At 72.5% G+C, this 20,689-nt stretch carries 13 protein-coding genes and 1 tRNA gene; 12 read left to right on the forward strand and 2 right to left on the reverse strand.

Going from position 1 to position 20,689, the window contains the following annotated elements; translation table 11 throughout:
* Positions 1 to 9: 9 nt before the first annotated feature.
* The 6 genes from BSZ37_RS08095 (at position 10) to nhaA (ending at position 10,677) form a co-directional block, all read left to right on the forward strand.
* Positions 10 to 3,345, forward strand: coding sequence for a peptidase MA family metallohydrolase (locus BSZ37_RS08095; protein WP_095510069.1), 3,336 nt, complete (start codon positions 10 to 12; stop codon positions 3,343 to 3,345).
* 402 nt (positions 3,346 to 3,747) lie between these two features.
* Positions 3,748 to 5,172 carry a trigger factor gene (tig, locus tag BSZ37_RS08100; protein WP_179299527.1) on the forward strand — a complete coding sequence of 475 codons (1,425 nt, stop codon included), beginning with the start codon at positions 3,748 to 3,750 and terminating at the stop codon, positions 5,170 to 5,172.
* A gap of 208 nt (positions 5,173 to 5,380) precedes the next feature.
* Positions 5,381 to 6,130 (forward strand): ATP-dependent Clp endopeptidase proteolytic subunit ClpP, encoded by a 750-nt coding sequence (gene clpP, locus BSZ37_RS08105; protein ID WP_425442586.1) that lies wholly within the window; start codon positions 5,381 to 5,383, stop codon positions 6,128 to 6,130.
* A gap of 180 nt (positions 6,131 to 6,310) precedes the next feature.
* Positions 6,311 to 8,806 carry a TonB-dependent receptor domain-containing protein gene (locus BSZ37_RS08110; protein ID WP_095510072.1) on the forward strand — a complete coding sequence of 832 codons (2,496 nt, stop codon included), beginning with the start codon at positions 6,311 to 6,313 and terminating at the stop codon, positions 8,804 to 8,806.
* 76 nt (positions 8,807 to 8,882) lie between these two features.
* On the forward strand, positions 8,883 to 9,158 hold the full coding sequence (locus BSZ37_RS08115; RefSeq protein ID WP_095510073.1) for a hypothetical protein: 276 nt from the start codon (positions 8,883 to 8,885) through the stop codon (positions 9,156 to 9,158).
* Between the two features lie 163 nt (positions 9,159 to 9,321).
* Positions 9,322 to 10,677, forward strand: coding sequence for a Na+/H+ antiporter NhaA (gene nhaA / locus BSZ37_RS08120; protein WP_095510074.1), 1,356 nt, complete (start codon positions 9,322 to 9,324; stop codon positions 10,675 to 10,677).
* Between the two features lie 54 nt (positions 10,678 to 10,731).
* On the opposite strand, the gene BSZ37_RS08125 is transcribed toward nhaA, so the two are convergent.
* Complete coding sequence (locus BSZ37_RS08125; RefSeq protein ID WP_218830439.1) at positions 10,732 to 12,012, reverse strand: M24 family metallopeptidase; 1,281 nt, start codon at positions 12,010 to 12,012, stop codon at positions 10,732 to 10,734.
* A 135-nt stretch (positions 12,013 to 12,147) separates the two neighbouring features.
* Between BSZ37_RS08125 and BSZ37_RS08130 the strand changes: the two genes are divergently transcribed.
* The 3 genes from BSZ37_RS08130 to BSZ37_RS08140 all read left to right on the forward strand — a co-directional run bounded on the left by BSZ37_RS08130 (position 12,148) and on the right by BSZ37_RS08140 (position 13,258).
* Positions 12,148 to 12,597 carry an acetyltransferase gene (locus tag BSZ37_RS08130; protein WP_095510075.1) on the forward strand — a complete coding sequence of 150 codons (450 nt, stop codon included), beginning with the start codon at positions 12,148 to 12,150 and terminating at the stop codon, positions 12,595 to 12,597.
* A gap of 93 nt (positions 12,598 to 12,690) precedes the next feature.
* Positions 12,691 to 12,779 (forward strand) — tRNA-Ser (locus BSZ37_RS08135).
* A 71-nt stretch (positions 12,780 to 12,850) separates the two neighbouring features.
* A complete protein-coding gene (locus BSZ37_RS08140) occupies positions 12,851 to 13,258 on the forward strand; it encodes an FxLYD domain-containing protein (RefSeq protein ID WP_095510076.1) in 408 nt (135 codons plus the stop codon).
* Positions 13,259 to 13,264: 6 nt separating this feature from the next.
* On the opposite strand, the gene BSZ37_RS08145 is transcribed toward BSZ37_RS08140, so the two are convergent.
* On the reverse strand, positions 13,265 to 14,530 hold the full coding sequence (locus BSZ37_RS08145; protein ID WP_095510077.1) for a BaiN/RdsA family NAD(P)/FAD-dependent oxidoreductase: 1,266 nt from the start codon (positions 14,528 to 14,530) through the stop codon (positions 13,265 to 13,267).
* 223 nt (positions 14,531 to 14,753) lie between these two features.
* On the opposite strand from BSZ37_RS08145, the gene BSZ37_RS08150 reads away from it, so the two are divergent.
* The 3 genes from BSZ37_RS08150 (at position 14,754) to BSZ37_RS08160 (ending at position 20,647) form a co-directional block, all read left to right on the forward strand.
* Positions 14,754 to 15,743: a LacI family DNA-binding transcriptional regulator gene (locus BSZ37_RS08150; RefSeq protein ID WP_218830440.1), complete on the forward strand. Its 990-nt coding sequence runs from the start codon at positions 14,754 to 14,756 to the stop codon at positions 15,741 to 15,743.
* 62 nt (positions 15,744 to 15,805) lie between these two features.
* Positions 15,806 to 17,761, forward strand: a complete 1,956-nt coding sequence (locus BSZ37_RS08155) for a T9SS type A sorting domain-containing protein (protein WP_095510079.1) — start codon at positions 15,806 to 15,808, stop codon at positions 17,759 to 17,761.
* 120 nt (positions 17,762 to 17,881) lie between these two features.
* A complete protein-coding gene (locus BSZ37_RS08160; RefSeq protein ID WP_095510080.1) occupies positions 17,882 to 20,647 on the forward strand; it encodes a TonB-dependent receptor in 2,766 nt (921 codons plus the stop codon).
* The last annotated feature ends 42 nt before the right edge of the window (positions 20,648 to 20,689 follow it).

Below are 20,689 nucleotides of genomic sequence, written 5' to 3' on the forward strand. Positions count from 1 at the left end.
CCCCGCCCGATGCCTCGCCTCCTCCGCCTCGTCGTCCTGCTCGCGGTCGCCGCCAGCGCGGCGCCGGCGAGCGCCCAGTACTTCGGGTTCGGCAAGAACCGCGTCCAGTACCGCGAGGCCGACTGGCGGACGCTCCGGACGTCGCACTTCGACGTCTACTACTACGAGCGCGACGCGGCGCCGGGCGGGCGCGTCCTCGCCGAGTTCGCCGCCGAGGCGGCCGAGGAGGCCTACAGCGAGGTCTCGGCCCTCTTCGGCACCGACATCGCCCGGCGGATCCCGCTCGTCGTCTACCCGACCCACGCCGACTTCGCCGTCACGAACGTGGCCGAGCTCCCGGTCTACGCCGAGGGCATCGGCGGCGTGACCGAGCTGTTCAAGAACCGGATCGCGATCCCGTTCACCGGCGACTGGCGCGACTTCCGGCGCGTCGTCCACCACGAGCTGGTCCACGCCGTCATCAACGACCTGTACTACGGCGGGTCGATCCAGAGCCTGATCCGCAGCGGCAACCGGCTCCGCATCCCGACGTGGTTCAACGAGGGGCTGGCCGAGTACAGCGCGCAGGGCTGGGACACGCAGTCCGACATGTACGTCCGCGAGGCGATCCTCGAGGACCGGCTGCCCGACATCCCCCGCCTCGGCGGGTTCTTCGCCTACCGCGGCGGGCAGGGCGTGTGGGACTTCGTGGCCCAGGAGTACGGCCGCGAGAAGATCACCGAGATCCTCGACCGGATCCGCCTCGGGCGGAGCGTCGACGACGCGTTCCGCCGCGCGACCGGGCTCGGGCTCGACGACCTCTCCGAGCGCTGGAAGCGGACGCTCCGGACGGTCTACTACCCCGAGGTCGCCGCCCGCGAGGACGTCGAGGCGGTGGCGCGGCCCGTCGCGACCCGGGACGTCGGCGGGGCCGGCTACCACGCGAGCCCCGTCATCACGCCGCAGGGCGACCGCGTGGCCTACGTCGCCACCCGCGACGGCCTCTTCGACGTGTACGTCGCCCCGACGGCCGGCCGCGACGCGCCCTGCAAGGTGATCGACGGCCAGGACAACGTCCAGTTCGAGAGCCTGCGGATCCTGACGCCGGGCCTCGCGTGGAGCCCCGACGGCCGCCGTCTCGCGGTGGCGGTCACGAGCGCCGGCCGCGACCAGATCGCCCTCGTCGATGTGCGCGAGGGCGACGTCGAGAGCGTCGACCTGCCGGGCGTCGAGTCGGTCGTGTCGGTCGCCTGGAGCCCCGACGGCACGCGCCTCGCCTTCGAGGGGACGGCCGGGGCGACCTCCGACATCTACACCGTCGAGCTGGCGACGGGCGCCGTCGCCAACCTCACGCGCGACCTGTACTCCGACCACGCGCCGGCCTGGAGCCCCGACGGGCGCTCGCTCGTGTTCCACTCCGACCGCGCCGACGCGCTCGTCCTCGGCCGGGCGACGCCCCGCGCGGCGTTCGACGGCACGTTCGACACCCGCGCGCTCGGCCGCGGCCAGTTCGACCTGTACCGGCTCGACCTCGACACGCCCGCCCGCCTCGTCCGCCTGACGACCGAGGCGGTCTGGGACGAGACGGACGCCGCGTTCGCCCAGAGCGCCGACGGAACGGTCCGCCTCCTGTTCGTGAGCGACCGGAACGGGATCCCGAACCTCTACGAGAAGGACCTCCGCACGCTCGAGGAGCGGCCGCTGACGAACCTCCAGACGGGCATCCTCGACGTCTCGCTCTCGGCCGACGGGAGCCGCGCGGTCTTCCTCGCGCTCGACGACGGCACGCCGAGCGTGTTCTTCCTCCGCGACCCGTTCGGCCGCGACGACCTGCCCGCGACGCTCGCCCCGAACGTCTGGGCCCAGCGCCGGATGGGCGGGGCCGACGAGCCGGCCCCGTCGCTCCTCCTGGCCTCCGAGACGACCCGCGAGCGGAACCCGCTCCTCCGCGACGCCGCCGACGGCCGCCCGCCGGCCGCCCCCCCGCGCCGCGCCGGCCCGCCGACGCCCGAGGACCTCGCCTTCGCCGACTCGATCCTCGCGCTCCTCGGCGACCCACCCCCCGACCTCCTCGCCTCGGCCGACACGCTCCTCCTCGACCCGACGGCCCCCGAGCGCGGTCCGCGCGTCGACATCGACGCCTACGAGTTTTCCGACGCCTTTGACGGTGGGGCCCGCCAGCGGTCTGGCGCCGTCGAGGACCCGTTCGACCCGCCGTTCGCCCGCGACTCGACGGGCGCGCTCCTCGCCCGCGACTACCGGCTCCGGTTCTCGCTCGACCTCGTCTACGCCGGCGGCGGCTACGACACGATCTACGGCGTCCAGAGCGTGACGCAGCTCCTGTTCTCGGACATGCTCGGCAACCACCGGATCGGGCTGGCGACGAACCTCGTCCTCGACCTCCGCAACTCCGACTACGTCCTCTCCTACGAGTACCTCCCGAAGCGGACGGACGTCGCGGTCCAGGGCTACCACCTCGCCCGCCAGCTCCGGGCGCCGGGCGCCAACACGATCTACCGCTACCGGAACTACGGCGTCATCGCGAGCGCGCGCTACCCGCTCGACAAGTTCCGCCGCGTCGACGCCGAGGTGGGCCTCCTCGGGGTCTCGCTGACGGACCTCTCGAACCTCGGCGAGCGCGCCCGGAGCCGCCTGTTCGCCGTTCCCCGCGCGACGTACACCGTGGACAAGACGGTCCCGGGGTACCTCGGGCCGCAGTCGGGAACGCGCTGGGCGGCCAGTCTTTCGGGCGCGCCCGGTCCCGACGCCTTCTTCGCCACGGCCCTCGCCGACGGCCGGCGCTACTGGTCGGCCGGGCCGGGCTACGCGCTCGCGCTCCGCGGCTCGGCCGGGCTCAGCCTTGGGCCCAACCCGCAGCGGTTCTACGCGGCCGGCGTCCAGAACTGGGTCAAGACGTCGTTCGACAGCCTCCCGGTTGAGAGCGCCGACGACTTCATCTTCGCCACGCCGGTCCTGCCGGTCCGGGGGTTCGGCTTCAACGAGGCCGCCGGCGACCGCTTTGCGCTCGTGAACCTCGAGGCCCGCGTGCCGCTCATCGCCGCCGTCCTCCCCGGCCCGATCCCGCTCGCGCCGCTCTACAACATCCAGACGGTCGGCTTCATCGACGCCGGCGTCATCGCCGACGGCGGGATCGACGTGTGGCGGACCGAGTCGGTCGACGACGACGGCGACCCGGCGACGCCGGAGGTCGAGCGCGAGGTGCTCGACGACGTGCTCCTCGGCGCCGGCGTCGGCCTGCGGACGTTGCTCCTCGGCTACCCCGTCCGCCTCGACTGGGGCTGGCCGTTCGACGGGAAGGAGTTCGGCGAGCGCCGGCTGTACTTCTCCATCGGGCTGGACTTTTAGAGTCGGGGCTCCCGGTTCGCGGTTCCGAGTGGGCCCGACTCGGCGCCGAGGCGGGCAGGGTGGAGGCGCTGGGGGTCTGGGTGTCATCCTGAGCGAGCGGAGCGAGTCGAAGGATCTCTAGCGAATGCGACCTCACTGCGCGCTCTCGGCTACAGCGTGGGGTCCCGTCGCACCAGAGATCCTTCGGCTTCGGCCTGTGGCCTCCGCTCAGGATGACACGGTTGGGGGTGTTCGGCGCCCCGCCAACGGCATCTCCCCGTACAGCGTGCACTCTCCATGCCCTCCTCACCCCCGGGCGGGCACGCAGCAGATAGGTTCACCGTATCCCCCCGTGCGCGGTGCCCCCAGTTCGGCGCCGCGCACGCCGTCTATAGAGACCTGCCGCAGAGCGACCCCCGACCGATGCAGACCGACGTCCGAGCCCTCAACAGCGTCGACTACGTCCTCGACGTGACCGTCCCCGCCGAGGACCTCCAGCCCCAGATCGACGCCGCGCTCAAGCGCGAGCGCGCCCAGATGAACCTCAAGGGGTTCCGTCCGGGCAAGGTCCCGATGAACGTGGTCCGCCGGATGGTCGGGCCGCAGGTCGCGGTCCAGATCGCCGAGCAGGCCATCGGCGAGGCCTACCGGACGGCCGTGGCCGAGAACGAGGAGATCGAGCCGCTCGGGCAGCCGCGCCTCGTCGAGCTCGACTTCGACTTCGAGACGGCCGACCAGCCGCTCAAGGCGCAGGTCCAGTTCGGCGTCCGCCCCGAGATCACGCTCGCCGACCTTTCCGACGTGCCCGTGACCCGCGTCGTCCGCGCCTTCACCGACGAGGACATCGACGCCGACATCCAGCGCCGCCGCGACCTCGCCGCCGAGGAGGAGGACGCGCCCGAGGGCACGGCGATCACGACCGAGCACGTCGCGATGGTCGACATCCAGCCCGTCGATCCGGAGGGCAACGCGACGGGCGTCAAGCAGAACGCGGCCCGGATCGTCATGGCCAACCCGGACCTCCGCCCCGAGATGGTCGAGGCCCTCGAAGGCCTCACCATCGGCGACGAGACGACCGTCGAGCTCCCGCACCTCCACGGCGACGACGAGGGCCACGACTACGACGACCACGTCGACCGCTACAAGCTGACCGTCGTCGACGTGCTGGAGCGCGTGGTGCCGGAGGTCGACGCCGACTTTATCAAGTCGCAGACGAACGGGGAGAGCGAGGACCTCGATGACCTCAAGGGCCAGATCCGCGAGGAGCTCGAGAGGTCCTGGGCGGCCCGGGCCAACCAGGCCCTCGAGCAGAAGATGGTCGAGGAGTTCGTCCTCGGCCACCGCGAGACGGTCGCCGTGCCCGAGACGCTCGTGGAGGCCGCGCTCGACACGATGTTCGAGGAGGCCAAGAAGCAGCACGGCGGCGACCTCCCGCCGACGTTCGACGTGGACGCGTGGCGCGAGCAGAACCGCCAGCAGGCCCAGGACCAGGTCCGCTGGCTCCTCATCAAGGACGCGCTGATCGAGGAGGAGGGCCTGGAGGTGACCAACGAGGACTTCGAGGCCGAGTTCGAGAAGCTCTCCGGCGACGGCGCCGACGCCGAGCTCGTCAAGCAGTACTTCTCGTCGCAGCCGCGACTCCTCGAGCAGATGGGCGACCAGCTCCTCAACCAGCGCGTGTTCGGCGCGCTCGAGGGCCGGTTCCGCGTCGTCGAGAAGTCGGCCGACGAGATCCGCGCCGAGGCCGAGGCCCGCCGCGAGGCCGCCGCGAAGGCTCCCGTCCAGCTCACGCCTGCCGCCGAGCCGGCCGAGGCCGGCGAGGAGACGGAGGCCGAGGACGAGGCGTAGCTCCGACCCCGCCCGCCTCGACGCCGAGGCGGACCGACTCGCTGGCGAACGGACCCGCCAGCCGCCGGCGCCCTCTCCCCGAGTGGGGGAGGGCGCCGTTCGTTCGGACCCGGCCGGCCCTCGGCCGAACGCTCGCCCAAGGGCATTGCGGAACCGCGTCCGCGCGGCCGGGTGCCAGCCCAAACCCCTCCCGACACGAGCGGCGCCCGTGAGCGCCACCCGCATGAGCCAGCTCCACGACTTCGTCTCGTTCTCCAAGAACCTCACGTCCCTCCCGGACGACATCTACTCCGGCCCCCAGCAGACGGCGCCGATCAACGCGCTCGTCCCGATGGTCGTCGAGCAGACGACGCGCGGCGAGCGGTCGTACGACATCTTCAGCCGCCTGCTCAAGGACCGGATCGTGCTGTTCGGCACGCAGGTCAACGACACGACGGCCAACCTCGCCGTCGCGCAGCTCCTGTTCCTCGCGGCCGAGGACCCCGACAAGGACATCAACCTCTACATCAACTCGCCCGGCGGCGCCGTCTACTCCGGCATGGCCGTCTACGACACGATGCAGTTCGTCAAGCCCGACGTGGCGACGATCTGCGTCGGCTTGGCGGCGTCGATGGGCTCCGTCTTCCTGCTCGGCGGGGCCAAGGGCAAGCGGGCGGCCCTCCCGAACTCGCGCATCATGATCCACCAGCCGTCGTCCGGCGCGCAGGGCCAGGCCTCCGACATCCAGATCCAGGCCGAGGAGATCCTCTACATCAAGAAGCGGATGAACGAGGTGATCGCGCACCACACCGGCCAGACGGTCGAGAAGGTCGAGAAGGACACCGACCGCGACAACTTCATGAGCCCGATTCAGGCCAAGGAGTACGGCATCATCGACGCCGTGCTGGGCGCCGGCTCCGGCGAGCCGGCCGAGAACATCGAGAAGATGGAGGACGCCGGCGGCGAGGGCGCCGAGTAGCGTTCCCGACTCACTCCCCCGACCCGGCGGGCCCGTCCACGAGGGCGGGCCCGCTTCTTCTGGGGCCGAGGCCCTGCCCGTGGTCTCGGGGGTCTGTGAAGAGCCGCCAGAGCCCGCGAGTGTCCGTGGATCGAGTCCAGATAAGAGCGTAGTCTGGATCTCGTCCAAACAAGACGCCCCATGCGCCTCGCTCCGCTCGCTCTCGTCCTGCTGACCGTCGGTGCCAGCGCTCAACCCGCGACCCTCGCCGGACGTGTCCTCGGAAGCGACGGCGCCCCGCTGCCTGGCGCCGCCGTCGTCGTCGAGGGGACGGCTCGGGGCGCGGCGGCCGGCGCCGACGGCCGGTTCGAGATCGCCGGCCTCGATGCGGGGCCGGCCGAGGTCGTGGCGACGCTGCTCGGCTACGCCCCGGCCCGCCAGCGCGTGACGCTCCTCGCCGGCGAGACGGCCGAGGTCGAGGTGGTCCTCCTCGAGACGACGCTCGACGCGGGAGAAGTGGTCGTGACGGCGCGGGAGACGCTGACCGGCCGGGGCACGCTCGACGTGCCGGGCTCCGGTCATTACGTCGGGCCCCGGGTGATCGAGCGGGTCGGCGGGGGCGACATCCACCGCGTGCTCCGGGAGGTGCCCGGCGTGACGATCCAGGAAGAGGACGGCTACGGCCTCCGCCCGAACGTCGGGCTCCGCGGGAGCGGCGCCGAGCGGTCGAGCGCGATCACGCTGATGGAGGACGGCGTCCTCATCGCGCCCGCCCCGTACGCCGCCCCGGCCGCGTACTACTTCCCGTCGGTCGGGCGGATGGACGGGGTCGAGGTGCGGACGGGCGCGGGCCAGATCAAGTACGGGCCGGCCACGACGGGGGGCGCCCTCAACCTCCTCGCCGCGCGGATCCCGGAGGGGGCGGAGGCCCGGGGCGAGGTGGTCCTCGGCCCGAACGACCAGCGGACGCTCCACGCCCGTGCCGGTGCCTCGACCCCGTCGGCGGGGTGGCTCGGCGGGCTCGGCGTCGGCGCCGTGCTGGAGGTCCGGAGCGACGACGTTGACGGGTTCAAGACGATCACGGGTCCGAGTGGGAGCGCGCTCCTCGCCCCCAACGGCGACCCGTACGAGACCGGGTTCGACAAGCTCGACGTGTTCGGCCGCGTCCGTCTCGCCACGCGTCCCGAGGCGGCCGTCTTCCAGAGCCTCACGCTGACCGCCGGCCAGACCGACGAGGTCTCCGACGAGACGTACCTCGGGCTGGCGGCCGCCGACTTCGAGGCCACGCCGTACGCCCGCTACGCCGGCAGCCGCTACGACCGGATGGACGCCGACCACGAGGCGCTCCGCGCCCGCCACGTCGCCGTCTTTTCCGACCGGCTCGACCTGACGACCACCCTCTACCGGAATGCCTTCGCGCGGAACTGGTACAAGCTCGACAAGGTGTCGGCCGGAGGGGGGAGCGTCGGGGTCGCGTCGATCCTCGACGACCCGGAGACATACGCCGGCGAGTTGGTCGCCGTCCGCGGCGAGGGCGCGGGGAGCCTCTACGTCAAGGCGAACAACCGGTCGTACCTCAGCCGGGGCGTGCAGACCGTCGCGGGGCTCCGCCTCGGAACGCCCGCGCGGGGGGCGCTCGTCGAGGCCGGCCTCCGTGTCCACGCCGACGAGATGGACCGCTTCCAATGGGTCGACGAGTACGCCGCGGCGGCGGGGCAGACGGTGATCGTCGCCGAGGGCACGCCCGGGACCGACTCGAACCGGATCGAGTCGGCGGAGGCCGTGGCCGGATTCGTCCAGGCCGACATCCAGCTCGGCGCGCTCGCCGTCACGCCCGGCGCCCGTTTCGAGTCGGTCCGGCTCCGGCGGGAGGACTTCGGAACGGCGGACCCCGAACGGACCGGCGCCGACCTGTCGGTGCGCGAGAACACGGTGTCGGCGTTGATCCCGGGCCTCGGCGCCGTGCTCGACGTCGGGCGCGGCTGGCGCCTGTTCGGCGGTCTCCACCGCGGGTTCGCGCCGCCGGACAGCCGGCCCGAGACGGACCCCGAGTCGAGCGTCAACGCGGAGGCCGGCGTCCGCTTCGGGGGGGAGGCCGTCGAGGTCCAGGCCGCGCTCTACCACACGGCCTACCGGAACCTCCTCGGCAGCGACCTCGCCGCGGCCGGCGGGGGGGGCACGACCGACCAGTTCAACGGCGGCCGGGTAGACGCGACCGGTGCCGAGGTCGGCGTCTCCGCCGACCTCGCCCGCCTCGGCGGTGCGGCGGACGTCGCCGTGCCCGTCCGCGTGGCCTATACCTACACCGATGGGCGCTTCCAGAACGCGTTCGAGAGCGACTTCGACGCCTGGGGCACGGTGGCGGTCGGCGACGAGCTCCCCTATCAGGCTCGTCACCGACTGTACGTCCGCGCCGGCGTCGAGCGTGGGGGGTGGGCGGTCGCGCTGCTCGCGAACGCCGTGTCCGACATGCGGGCCGTTGCCGGCCAGGGCGCGATCCCCGAGAGCGAGCGGATCCCGGCCCACGCCGTGCTCGACGTCGTCGCCGAGGCGCCGCTTCCGGGGGGGCTTGCCCTCACGGGACGCGTCGTCAACCTGACGGACGAGACGTATGTCGTCGCGCGGCGGCCGGCGGGCCTTCGCCCGGGCCTCCCGCGGACGGCGACGATCGGTCTCCGCGTTCGCATCGGGCGGTAGCGCAGGCGGAGCAGGAGGTTCGGCGAAACGCCCGGGGGGACGGCAACCCCGGAGCGCCGTCCCCGTTGCACGGGTCATGCCGCCCCTCGTATCCCTGCTCGCCCTCGTCCTCGTCGCCCTCAGCGGCGGCGGCGACGCGGCGTGGGCGGCGGCCGAGCGCGGCAGCGCCCCGGTCGAGGTCCCGGCCACGCCCGAGGCGCCGGCGGAGGCCGAAGACGGGGAGACGGAAAAGGACGCGGTCCCCGTCGAGCAGACCGCCCCGGCGGAGATCGTCGCCGCGCGGCGGAGCGCCGGTGGGGACGATGGGGCCTCGGCATCGGAGCCGCCGGGGACCCCGCCCCCAAGGCGCTAACCGAGCCCGCGCCGCGCCGGCCCGCACTGTCGGGCCGCCTGGCGGTGCCCCGAGGTGGGGCACCCCGGCCGCGCGAGGCATGCCGCCGACCGGGCGCCTATTCTGACGGCGCACCGGTCCTCCGCTCGTCCCGGGGCCTGTCGGTCCCGCTTCTCCGACCCTCATGCAGACCCTCATCCAGCCCTTCCAGTCCTTCTTCAAGACCGAGGCCGCCGGCGGCGTGCTCCTCATGGCCGCCGCGGTCGTCGCCCTGATCTGGGCCAACAGCCCCGCCGCTGGCGCCTACGCCGACCTCTGGGGCACCTACGTCACCGTCGGCGCCGGTAGCTTCGAAATCTCGAAGCCCCTGATCCTGTGGGTGAACGACGGCCTGATGGCCATCTTCTTCTTCGTCGTCGGCCTTGAGATCAAGCGCGAGGTGCTGGCCGGCGAGCTGTCCGAGCCCCGCAAGGCCGCGCTCGCGATCGCCGCCGCGCTCGGCGGGATGGCCGTGCCGGCGCTCCTCTACACGGCCGTCAACCTCGGCGACGCCCGCGTCGATGGGTGGGGCATCCCGATGGCGACCGACATCGCGTTCGCGCTCGGCGTGCTCGCGCTTCTCGGGAGTCGCGCGCCCCTGGCCCTCAAGGTGTTCCTCACGGCCGTCGCCATCGTCGACGACCTCGGCGCCGTCGTGGTCATTGCCCTGTTCTACACGGCCGAGCTGAACCTCGCCGCGCTCGGCGGGTCGCTCGCGCTCGTGGCCGTCCTCGCCGTCGTGAACCGCCTGGGCATCCAGCGGCCGGCCGTCTACGGGCTAATCGGCCTCGCGGCGTGGGTCCTCATGCTAAAGTCGGGCGTCCACGCGACGATCGCAGGCGTGCTAGTGGCTCTCACGATCCCGGCCACGCGGAAGATCGACGAGCAGGAGTTTGCCGACCGCGCCGACGGCCTCCTCGCCCGCTTCCGCGAGGGGATCGCCGGCTCGCCGACGGACCCGACGCCGGACCAGATGGCGGCGCTCCACACGCTCGAGGAGGCCGTCGAGCACGTCGAGACGCCGCTCCAGCGGCTCGAGCACGGACTCCACGGGTTCGTGGCGTTTTTCGTCATGCCCGTCTTTGCGCTCGCCAATGCCGGCGTTGCGTTCGGCGCCGACGCCGCCGCGCTCGTGACCGACGCGGTCGCACTCGGCGTGATGCTGGGCCTCGTCGTCGGCAAGCCGCTCGGCGTGATGCTTCTGGCGTTCCTCGCTGTCAAGACGGGACTGGCCGCGCTGCCGTCCGGCGTCACGTGGCGCCAGGTGCTCGGCGTGAGCTTCCTGACCGGCATCGGGTTCACGATGTCGATCTTCATCGCGAACCTCGCCTTCGGCGCGGGGCCGCTGCTCGACAGCGCGAAGATGGGGATCCTCGGCGCGTCGGTCGTCTCCGGCGTTCTCGGGGCCGTCGTCCTCATCGGCGCGTCGCGTCGGGCCGCTCCGGCCCGGGTCGAGGCGGCCCCGGTCGAGCCGGCGCCGCGATCCGAGGTCCCGGCCTGACCCGGCCCGTCACCGGACCCCGCCCGCCTCGACGCCGAGGCGGGCGGTGCCGGCTCAGCGGGAGGGGATCAGGATCAGATCCTCCTGCGGTGGGACGAGCCACTCGGCGCCGTCGTCGGTGATGACGACCATCTCCTCGACCGAGATCGTCTTCGTGTCGTCGCCCTCCAGCGGCCACGCGTGGAAGCCGTCGAAGGCGAAGGTCATGCCGGGGCGGAGGACGTCGAGCTGACGGCCCGACGGCGTCCGGCCTTCCTGGCCACCGCCGAGGCTCGGGCCCGAGTCGTGCGCCCAGTAGCCGACGGGGTGGCCGGTGCTCCACATGACCGGGAGCGAGCCGTCCTCTCGCATCACGGCCCGCTGCGCGAGGTCCACATCGACGCCGCGCGCGCCGGGGCGCATGGCTTCGAACGCGGCGCGGCTCCCGCGCTTGGCGGCCTCCCAGCGCGCCAGCGCCTCGGCCGGCGGCTCGGTCTCGCCCGGCGCCAGCACGTAGGCGAACCGCTGGATGTCCGTCACCCACATGTCGCCGACGCGGATGCCGAAGTCGGTCTGAATGAAGTCGCCCGGCTGGATCACGCGGTCCGTCGGATGCGAGTGGCCCCGGTCGCGGCCGGAGTTGACGGCCGGGTTCTGGTCCGGCGCCCACCCGTCGCCGACGCCGGCCTCGGCCATCCGGGCCTCCAGGAAGTCGGCGATGTCGCGGTCGGTCGTGACGCCGGGGACGGCCGCGGCGTAGGCCTCCTCCTGCCAGCGCGCCGTGAGGGCCGCCGCCTCGCGCATGATCTCGACCTCGGCGGGCGTCTTGACGGCGAGCCACTCCGAGATGAGCCGTTCGGCCGAGACGGTCCGGTCCATCCAGTCGCCGAGGCCGGCCTGCATCCGCTCGTACTGGGTGGAGGAGAGTCCGTCGGCGATCGGCGTCGAGCCCCGGTTGATGGCGACCGCCTCGGGCGCGTGCTCGTCGAAGAGGGCGACGACCGACGGCCAGACGCCGGCCCCGCGCTCGATCTCAATCACGCGGTCGTGGACGCCGAGCTCGCCGAGGGCCGTGGCCTCGCCGGCCGGCGACACGGCGATGGGGGAGAGGCCGTCGTCCGTCCGGAAGAAGAGGAAGGCCGCCTCACCGCCCGCGTTCTCACACCCGACGTGCCGGGCCATCGGGTCGTTGTCGTTCTCGCGGCACAGGATGAGCCAGGCGTCGACCTCGGCGCGGTCCATGGCCTCGGGGAGGAGCCGGGCGATCCGTTCGGCGCGGATCTCGGGCCACGCGCTGGTGGTGGGCTGGGCAAGGGCGGCCGGAACGAGGAGGACGGCGAGGAGGGCGGTGCGCATCGGCGGAGAGAGGGGGCTGGGCCAACCTACCCCCTTGCGTGTGGGGCACGCGCCGGCCGGAAGAGTCGGACGGATTGGCCGCGCTGGGGAATCGGATGAGTGCTGATACCTTCGCGCCTCCTCGTCCCCGCCGCCATGACGATCCGCCCCGCCCGGCCCGACGACGCTGATCACCTGCTCGACATGTGGCTGGCGTCCGTCCGCGCCACCCACACGTTCCTTACGGAGGCCGACGTACAGGCGCTCTTGCCCGTCGTTCGCGACGAGGCGCTGCCCGCACTCGAGGTGTGGGTCCTGGTCGATGGGGGCGTCCCGATCGGGTTCGCCGGCCTCGATGGCGCCGCGCTGGAGGCGCTGTTCCTCCACCCGGAGCACGTCGGCCGGGGTGGCGGCCGGCGGCTCGTGGAGCACGCGCGAGCGCTCAAGGGGCCGCTTACGGTCGACGTCAACGAGCAGAACCCGAAGGCGCTCGCCTTCTACGAGGCCCTCGGGTTCGAGGTGGTGGGGCGGTCGGACACCGACAGCAGGGGGCGCCCGTTCCCGCTCCTCCACCTGCGGGAGGCCGGGGCCGGAGGCGACGGATGAGCGCACGGCGTTCACCGGAGGTTCGGCGTCGGGCGGTTGCCGCCCGCGAGTGGCGGGTCTAGATTTGCCGCCCGGTCCGCCCGCAGGACCCACGGAGAGGTGGGTGAGTGGCTGAAACCACCGCTTTGCTAAAGCGGCGTGCCCTTAACGGGGTACCGGGGGTTCGAATCCCCCCCTCTCCGCACGACGTCCCGCCCCGCTGGCGCCCGCCGCCAGCGGGGCGTTTCTGTGTCCCCGACTCCCGGACTCTGCCATGCCCCGCCCCGCCCGCCTCGTCGCCCTGATCGTCGCCGTCGCGGCCCTCGTCGCCCTCGCGCTGTGGGCGTTCGGCCGTGGGGACGAGGGCGAAGCCGAGGAGCAGCAGGCCGCCGCGGACCCCGTCGCCGAGATGGAGGCGCTCAACGCGCAGGTCGAGGTCTCGGGCATCTCGCTGGGCGACGGCACGCTCTCGGCGACGCTGACCAACCGGTCGGGCGTGATGCTGGACCGCGCCGTCGCCCGGTTCGACCTGTTCAGCGGCGGCGAGTCGGTCGCCGACGCGTCCGTCTCGACGTTCGGCCTCGGCCCGGGGAACTCGGCTGAGGTCTCGACCGACCTGCCCGGGCCGGTGACGATCGACAGCGCGGCGGTCCGCGAGACGGTCGCGACGCCCGCCCCGTAGTCTACCCTACCCCGCCTCGGCGGACCGCTCGGCCGCTCCCGCGGCGGCGGCGAGGCCGGCGAGGCGGCCCGTCGCCCAGGCCCAGAAGAAGTTGTAGCCCCCGATTGGGCCGAACGCGTCGAGCACCTCGCCCGCGAAGTGGAGGCCCGCGTGGTGCCGGCTCTCCAGCGTCCGCGGGTCGACCTCGCCGAGGGCGACGCCGCCGCCCGTGACCTCGGCCTTCTTGTAGCCCTCGTCGCCGGTCCACGGCAGCGGATAGGAGGTCAGCGCGTCGAGGAGGCGGAGGCGCTCATCGCGGCGGAGGTCGGCGCGGTTCCGGTCGGCGGGGACGTCGGCGTCGGCGAGGAGGCGGTCGGCGAGGCGCGTGGGGAGCGTCTGGCGGAGGGCGGTGATCACGAGGCCCGGGCCGGGCGCGGTGAGCGCGGCCTCCCACGTCTCGGCGTCGTCGGGCGTCCAGGCGACGCGGACCTCGGGCGCCTCGCCGCGCGCCCGTCCGAGCGCCGTCAGGTGCGACACGTTGAGGACGGCCGGCCCGCTGTAGCCGCGGTGCGTGAAGAGGAACCCGCCCGACGTCTCGAACGCGCCCTTCCCCAGCGGCACGCGGACGTGGGCGTCGGGGAGCGAGACGCCCGCGAGGTCGGCGTGCGGGGCCGGGTCGGCGAGGAGCGGAGCGAGGGCGGGGTACGTGGGCTCGACGCGGTGGCCCTGCCGTGCCGCCAGCCGGAGCCCGAACCCGTCGCTGCCGGTCTTCGGGACCGACAGGCCGCCGGTCGCCACGACGACTGCCCGCGCCCGGACCGACTCGCCGCCGCGGACGTCGACGCGCCATCCGTCGCCGTCGGACTCGACCGCCGCCACGTCCGCGTCAAACCGGGTTTCGGCGCCGGCCTCGCGGACTGCCTCGACGAGCCCGTCGCGGACGTCGGTGGCGCGGTTGGAGACTGGGAACAGCTTGCCCGTCTCGGGCTCGAGGGCGAGAGGGATGCCGAGGTCGTCCTCGAAAAAGGACCGCTGCTCGGCGAGCGGCCACGACGCCAGGATCCGCCCCATGAGCCGGCGCGACGAGTCGGTGACGAACACCCGCTCATCGACGACCGACGGGAGCACGTTGCACCGGCCGCCGCCCGAGACGACGATCTTCTTGCCGCCCTGTCTGGTCTTCTCGAGGAGGAGCAGGCGGGCCCCGGCGCGGGCCGCGAACGTGGCCGCCAGCAGGCCGGCCGCGCCCGCGCCGATCACGGCGACGTCGGTCGAGTCGGAGGCGGCGGGCATTGGGCGGGGGCGTGGGGGAGGGGCCCGAACCCACGAGGCCCCGCGGCGATCCGCGCCCGTCGAGGGCGGGAATCGGAGGGCGGGACGGCGTCCGCCCTTGACAGCCCGGCCGGAAGGGCTTAGAATGGGACTGTAACCGGTTACACCTGCGGTTGCAGCCTCTCTGGGCCGGCCGGCCCTTCTTTTTCCTCTCGTCTCGGTAGCGCTTCCAATGGCCGTCACCATGCGCGACGTTGCTCGGCAGGCCGGGGTCTCGGTCGCCACGGTGTCCCGCGTGTTCAACGAGAGCGGGCCGGTCGGGGAGGAGACCCGGCAGCGGATCATGCGGACGGCCGGCGCGCTCCGCTACGTCCCCAACGGGACGGCCCGGAGCCTGACCACCAACACCACCGAGACCGTCGGCGTGCTCCTCCCGAACCTCTACGGCGAGTTCTACTCGGAGGTGATCCGGGGCGTGGAGGGGGCCGTCCGGGCGCGGCGGTACCACACGCTCCTGTCGTCGGTCCACGACGGCCCCGAGGAGCTCGTCGCCGCGCTCCGCACGCTCGTCGGCCGCGTCGACGGGCTCGTGGTGATGTCGCCCGACATCGCGGCCGACGTAATCGAGGCGAACCTGCCGGAGGGCCTGCCGGTCGTGCTCCTCGGCGCCGCCGTGCCCGGCCACGCGGCCGTGACGATCGACAACGAGGCGGGGGCCGCGGCCATGGTGGCCCACCTCGCCGGCCTCGGGCACCGCCGGATCGCCCACGTCGCCGGCGGCCCCGGCAACGCCGACGCCCAGGCCCGGCTCGCCGGCTACCGCCGCGCCGTCGCCGAGGCCGGCCTCGATGCCGACCCCGCGCTCGTGGTCGACGGCGACTTTACCGAGTCGTCGGGCCACGCCGCCGCGCGCGCGCTCCTCGACCTCTCCGACCGCCCGACGGCCGTGTTCGCGGCCAACGACTCGATGGCCATCGGCGCGCTCCGGGCCGTCCGCGAGGCCGGCCTCGACGTCCCCACCGACGTCGCCCTCGCCGGCTTCGACGACATCCCCGTGGCCGAATACGTCACGCCGGCCCTGACGTCGGTCCACGTGCCGATCCACGAGCTCGGCGCGCGGGCGGTCGAGGCCGTCCTCGACGCGATGCTCGACGGCCTCGACGGCGCGGCCGCCACGTCCACCACGCTCCCCACCCGTCTGGTCGTCCGCGAGTCCTGCGGCGCCGGCGGCTGACCCCGAACGTCCCCCCGACGCGGCCGCTCTGGCCGACCCCTCCTTCATTACCCCCAGCGTCCATGCAACGCACTGCTACTCTCCTCGTGCTCGGCCTCCTGATGGCCGGGCCGGCGCTCGCCCAGCCCGACCGGGTCGGGCAGGACGTCGTCTGGGCCCGCGACATCGGGTCCGCTTCGATCACCCTCGACGGCATGCTCAACGAACCCGAGTGGGCCTCCGCCGAGACGCTCCAGTTCCGGTGGAACGACCCGCTCGGGTTCCCGGGCAGCGGCCAGTTCTTCGAGACGAACCCGTTCGGCCTCACCGACCCGGCGGACCCGACGGACGCCACGATGTACTTCCTCCGCAAGGGGAACGACCTCTACATCGGGATGATGGCCCAGGACGAGTCCGTCGGCGGGGCCACGAGCCTCTGGAACTTCGACGGGATCATCATGGCCATGACCAACAAGGCCAACCGTCCGGACGACTTCTCGGAGCTCGACGACTACAGCGGGTTCGGCGCCGTCCGCGCCGAGTTCTTCTACGCGTGGTTCCACCCGGCGGACACGACAGACACGGGCATGGTGGTCCCGGGGATCGACCCCCGCGGGTTCTCCAACTTCTTCGGCGTCGGGTTCGGTGACCCGATGGACGCGGAGCGGAACGAGGAGGCGTGGGATTACGCCACGACCGTCGACGGCGTCGCCAACGACGACTTCAACGGCGGCTCCGAGTTCACGCCCGACAACGGGTACACGATGGAGATGCGGATCGCGCTCGACTCCCTCGGCTGGAGCCTCTCCGAGCCGATGGCCCGCGTCCCGATCAGCCTCGCCGTCGAGGACGCCGACTACGGCTGGCCGCAGGACCCCGAGCAGTACGTCGCGACCCGGACGTGGTGGCAGAGCCGCTGGGGCAACAACTACAACGAGGGCGTGGCCTACGTGGCCGGCGACCCGAGCGTGACCGTCTCGTCGGGCCCGGCCCCGGCCTACACCGAGCCCGAGTTCACCGTCCCGAGCGGGCTGAACCTCCCGGAGGTGACCGTCGACGGCATGCTCGATGAGCCCGCCTGGGACGCCATCGACCCGCAGTTCCGCCTCCAGTACCAGGCCGACGCCGACTTCCTGGACGCGAACCTGCCGGGCCCCGTGGCCCAGACGAACACGTTCTACTTCCACCCGGATGAGAACCCGGTCCTCGACCCGACCATCGGGAACATCTCGATGTTCTACAAGGGCTCGCGGCTCTACATCGGGCTCGACACCGACGACCAGGCCATCAACGGGAGCGAGTCCGAGAACACGCGGGACGGCTTCCGCCTGATCATCCGGTCGCGGGACAGCACGATCGCCGGCCTCCAGTACGCCGCCGAGCACCTCCGCCTCGACTTCTCGATCGACTCGACGGGCGCCGTTCGGTTCACCAACGCCCCCGACGAACTCCTCGTGGACGGCGTGGTCGAGACCGGCGTCTCGTTCAAGGGGGCGTCGACGGTCGCCGACCCGAGCGACATCGACACGGGTTATCAGATGGAGGTCTCGATCGACCTCTCGGCGATCGGCTACGACGGCGACCTCGAGAGCGACGGCGCCCAGATCTACATCGCGCTGAACTACTTCGACGGCGACTCCCTCGAGGACGACGCCCAGAGCTACGGGACGCGCACGTGGATCGTCGGTGAGCGCGGCAACGGCGCGGCGATCTACGGCTACCTCGACCCGGCGACGCTCGTCAACACGGCCGCCGAGGGCGCGCCGGGCGCCGACGTGCTCCAGATCGGTGCCACGTATCCGAACCCGTCGACGGGCCTGACGACGCTCCGCTACGAGCTGAGCCGGGCCGCCGAGGTCACCGTCGAGGTGTTCGACGTGCTCGGCCGCCGCGTCCAGCGGACGGACGGCGTCGCTCGCGCCGCGGGCGTCCATGAGGCCACGGTCGACGGCCGCGCGCTCAGCGCCGGCGCCTACGTCGTCCGCGTGAGCCTCGCGGACGGCACGACGGCGACGGGCCGGATGCTCATCGCTCGCTAGCCCCTCCAGGTGCGGACCGGCCTTCGGGCGGGCCCGCACCTCCGTTTGCCCGAGGCGGGCCGAGCCGGACGCTCGGCCCGGCCCGCCTCGGGTCCTCGGGTCCTCGCCCTTCGGACTCCCATGCTGACTCGGTTCTCCCTGCGCCCCGCCCGTCTGGTCGCGCTCGCGTTCGCCGCCCTCGTGCTGATGGCCGCGACCGCGAGCGCCCAGACCGGCAAGCTCTCCGGCCGCGTGACCGACACGAACGGCCAGCCCCTCATCGGGGCCTCCGTCCTCGTCGTCGGGACCACCTACGGCGCGGCCACCGACATCGACGGCGTCTACAACGTGCTCCGGATTCCCCCGGGCCCGATCTCCGTCCGCGTCAGCAGCATCGGGTACCAGACCCAGGTGGTCGAGGGGGTCCAGATCGCGTCGAACCAGACGCGCGAGCTGGACGTCACGCTTCAAGACGAGACCGTGACCGGCGAGGAGGTCGTCGTGACGGCCGAGCAGCCGATCGTCGACGTGACCCAGACGAGCACGGTCCAGACGATCGGCCGGGACGACATCGACGCGCTCCCGGTCCAGGAGCTCAACGACGTCGTGAACCTCCAGGCCGGCGTCGTCGACGGGCACTTCCGAGGCGGCCGCCTCGGCGAGGTCCAGTACCAGGTCAACGGCGTCTCGGTCAACAACCCCTACGACAACTCGTCGACGCTCACGCTCGACCGGTCGGTGCTCCAGGAGGTCCAGGTGATCTCCGGGACGTTCGACGCCGAGTACGGCCAGGCGCTCTCGGGCGTCGTCAACGCCGTGCTCCGGAGCGGCGACGCGAACCGCTACGAGGCCTCGTTCGAGGTGTTCAGCGGCGACTACGTCAGCCCCGGCAACGACTCGACGCAGGTCCGGACGTTCATCGGCGGCATCGACTCGGTCGCGACCGTGGCCTACGCGCCTTACGTCAGCGACGTCGACCCGACGAACCGGCTGAACTTCCAGGCCAGCCTCAGCGGTCCGGTCCCGCTCGTGCCCAGCACGACCTTCCTCCTCAACGGCCAGCGGTTCGTGAACAACGGTCTCCTGGCGGGCGAGCGCCGGTTCGTGCCGACTGACTCGAGCGACTTCGAGCGGAACGTGTTCAACGGCTCCGGCGACGGGGCCGTCGTCCCGCTCGAGTACAGCCGGCGGTGGTCGTACCTCGGCAAGCTGACGAACACCTCGATCTCGAACGTCCAGCTGGCCTACCAGGCCATCGGCGCCTTCCGCGACGCGCTGCCCGGGAACGCGGCCTCCTATGGGTACCGGTTCAATCCGGACGGCCTGAGCAAGCAGCACGAGGTCTCGCTCGTCCACGGGTTCGACGTGCTCCACACGCTCTCGAACAACGTGTTCTACGAGCTGAGCCTCCGGCAGAACTACTTCGACTACTCCGACTACGCGTTCGAGAGCCTCGGGACGCTGCCCGAGACGGGCACGCGCGTCCCCCTCCCCGACGACTCGCCGTACCTGGCGGGCGGCCGGCCCATCGGCTCGCAGAACTACGAGAACGGGGCCATCATCCAGGGCTACGACCTCGGCCGGTTCGTCCAGCGGACGAACGCGTACGTGGCCAAGAGCGCCGTCACGGCGCAGGTCACGAACGTCCACCTGCTCAAGGCCGGGTTCGAGATCCAGCGCTCGGACGTCGAGTTCGGGACGCCCGGCTCGGTCCAGCCGCTCGTGATCAACGGGGTCCAGCGGCTCGGCGTGCTCCGCGACACGCTGGGCGCGCAGGTCATCGACTTCCAGCCGGTCCAGGGCGCGGCGTTCGTGCAGGACCGGATCGAGTGGGGCGACCTCCGGGTCCGCGCCGGCCTCCGGTTCGAGTACTTCGACGCCAACGCGACCGTCCCGAGCGACCTCCGGAACCCGGCCAACGCGATCCCCGACGCGCCCGAGTCCCGGCCCGTCGACACGTCGGTCAAGTTCGCCGTGGCGCCCCGCCTCGGCGTGTCGTTCCCGTTCCTTGACCGGGCGAGCCTGTTCTTCTCGTACGGCCACTTCTACCAGCTCCCCGGGTTGGGAACGTTCTTCAACAACGCCGACTACTCGGTCCTCCAGGACCTCCAGCAGGGGAACGAGGGCGAGCAGGGGATCCTCGGGAATCCCGACCTCGACCCCGAGTTCACGGCCCAGTACGAGTTCGGGTTCAAGAGCCAGGTCACGCGCGACCTCGGCCTCGACGTGAGCCTGTTCTACAAGGACATCCGGGACCTCCTCGGCGTCGAGTTCATCCAGACCTACACGGCCGCGCAGTACGCGCGGTGGACGAACGTCGACTTCGGCAACGTCCGCGGGTTCACGATCGCCGTCGACCAGCGCGCGCTGGGGCCGCTCTCGACCACGCTCGACTACTCGTTCCAGATCGCCTCGGGCAACACGTCCGACCCGCGCGAGACGTTCAACCGCGTCCAGAACGGCGACGACGGGCTCCCGCGCGTGGCCCCGTTCGACTGGGACCAGCGCCACACGCTCAACGCGACGGCCATCGTCTCGGAGCCCGGCAACTACAACGTGACCGGCATCCTCCGGATGGGCACGGGCCGGCCGTACACGCCGTCGATCGGGACCGGCTTCGGGGCCAACCTCGAGCCCAACTCGGGCCGGAAGGACCTCTCGGTCGTCGTCGACCTCCGGGCCGAGAAGGTCCTCGACGTCGGCGGGGCCGGCGCGACCGCGTTCGTCCGCGTGTTCAACCTGTTCGACAGCTACTACCAGAACGGGTTCGTCTTCGCCGACACGGGGAGCCCGTACTACACCCTCAACCCGCAGCAGCAGCTCAACCCCGACCCGACCCGGTTCGCCGACCCCCGGCGGATCGAGATCGGCCTCTCGCTGCGCGGCTCCCGGCCCGTCCGACGCTAACGCCCGCCCCGCCTCGGCGCCCCCGCGGGCGCTCCCGAGGCG

The sequence above is a fragment of the Rubrivirga marina genome, assembly GCF_002283365.1.
Lineage (GTDB): Bacteria > Bacteroidota > Rhodothermia > Rhodothermales > Rubricoccaceae > Rubrivirga > Rubrivirga marina.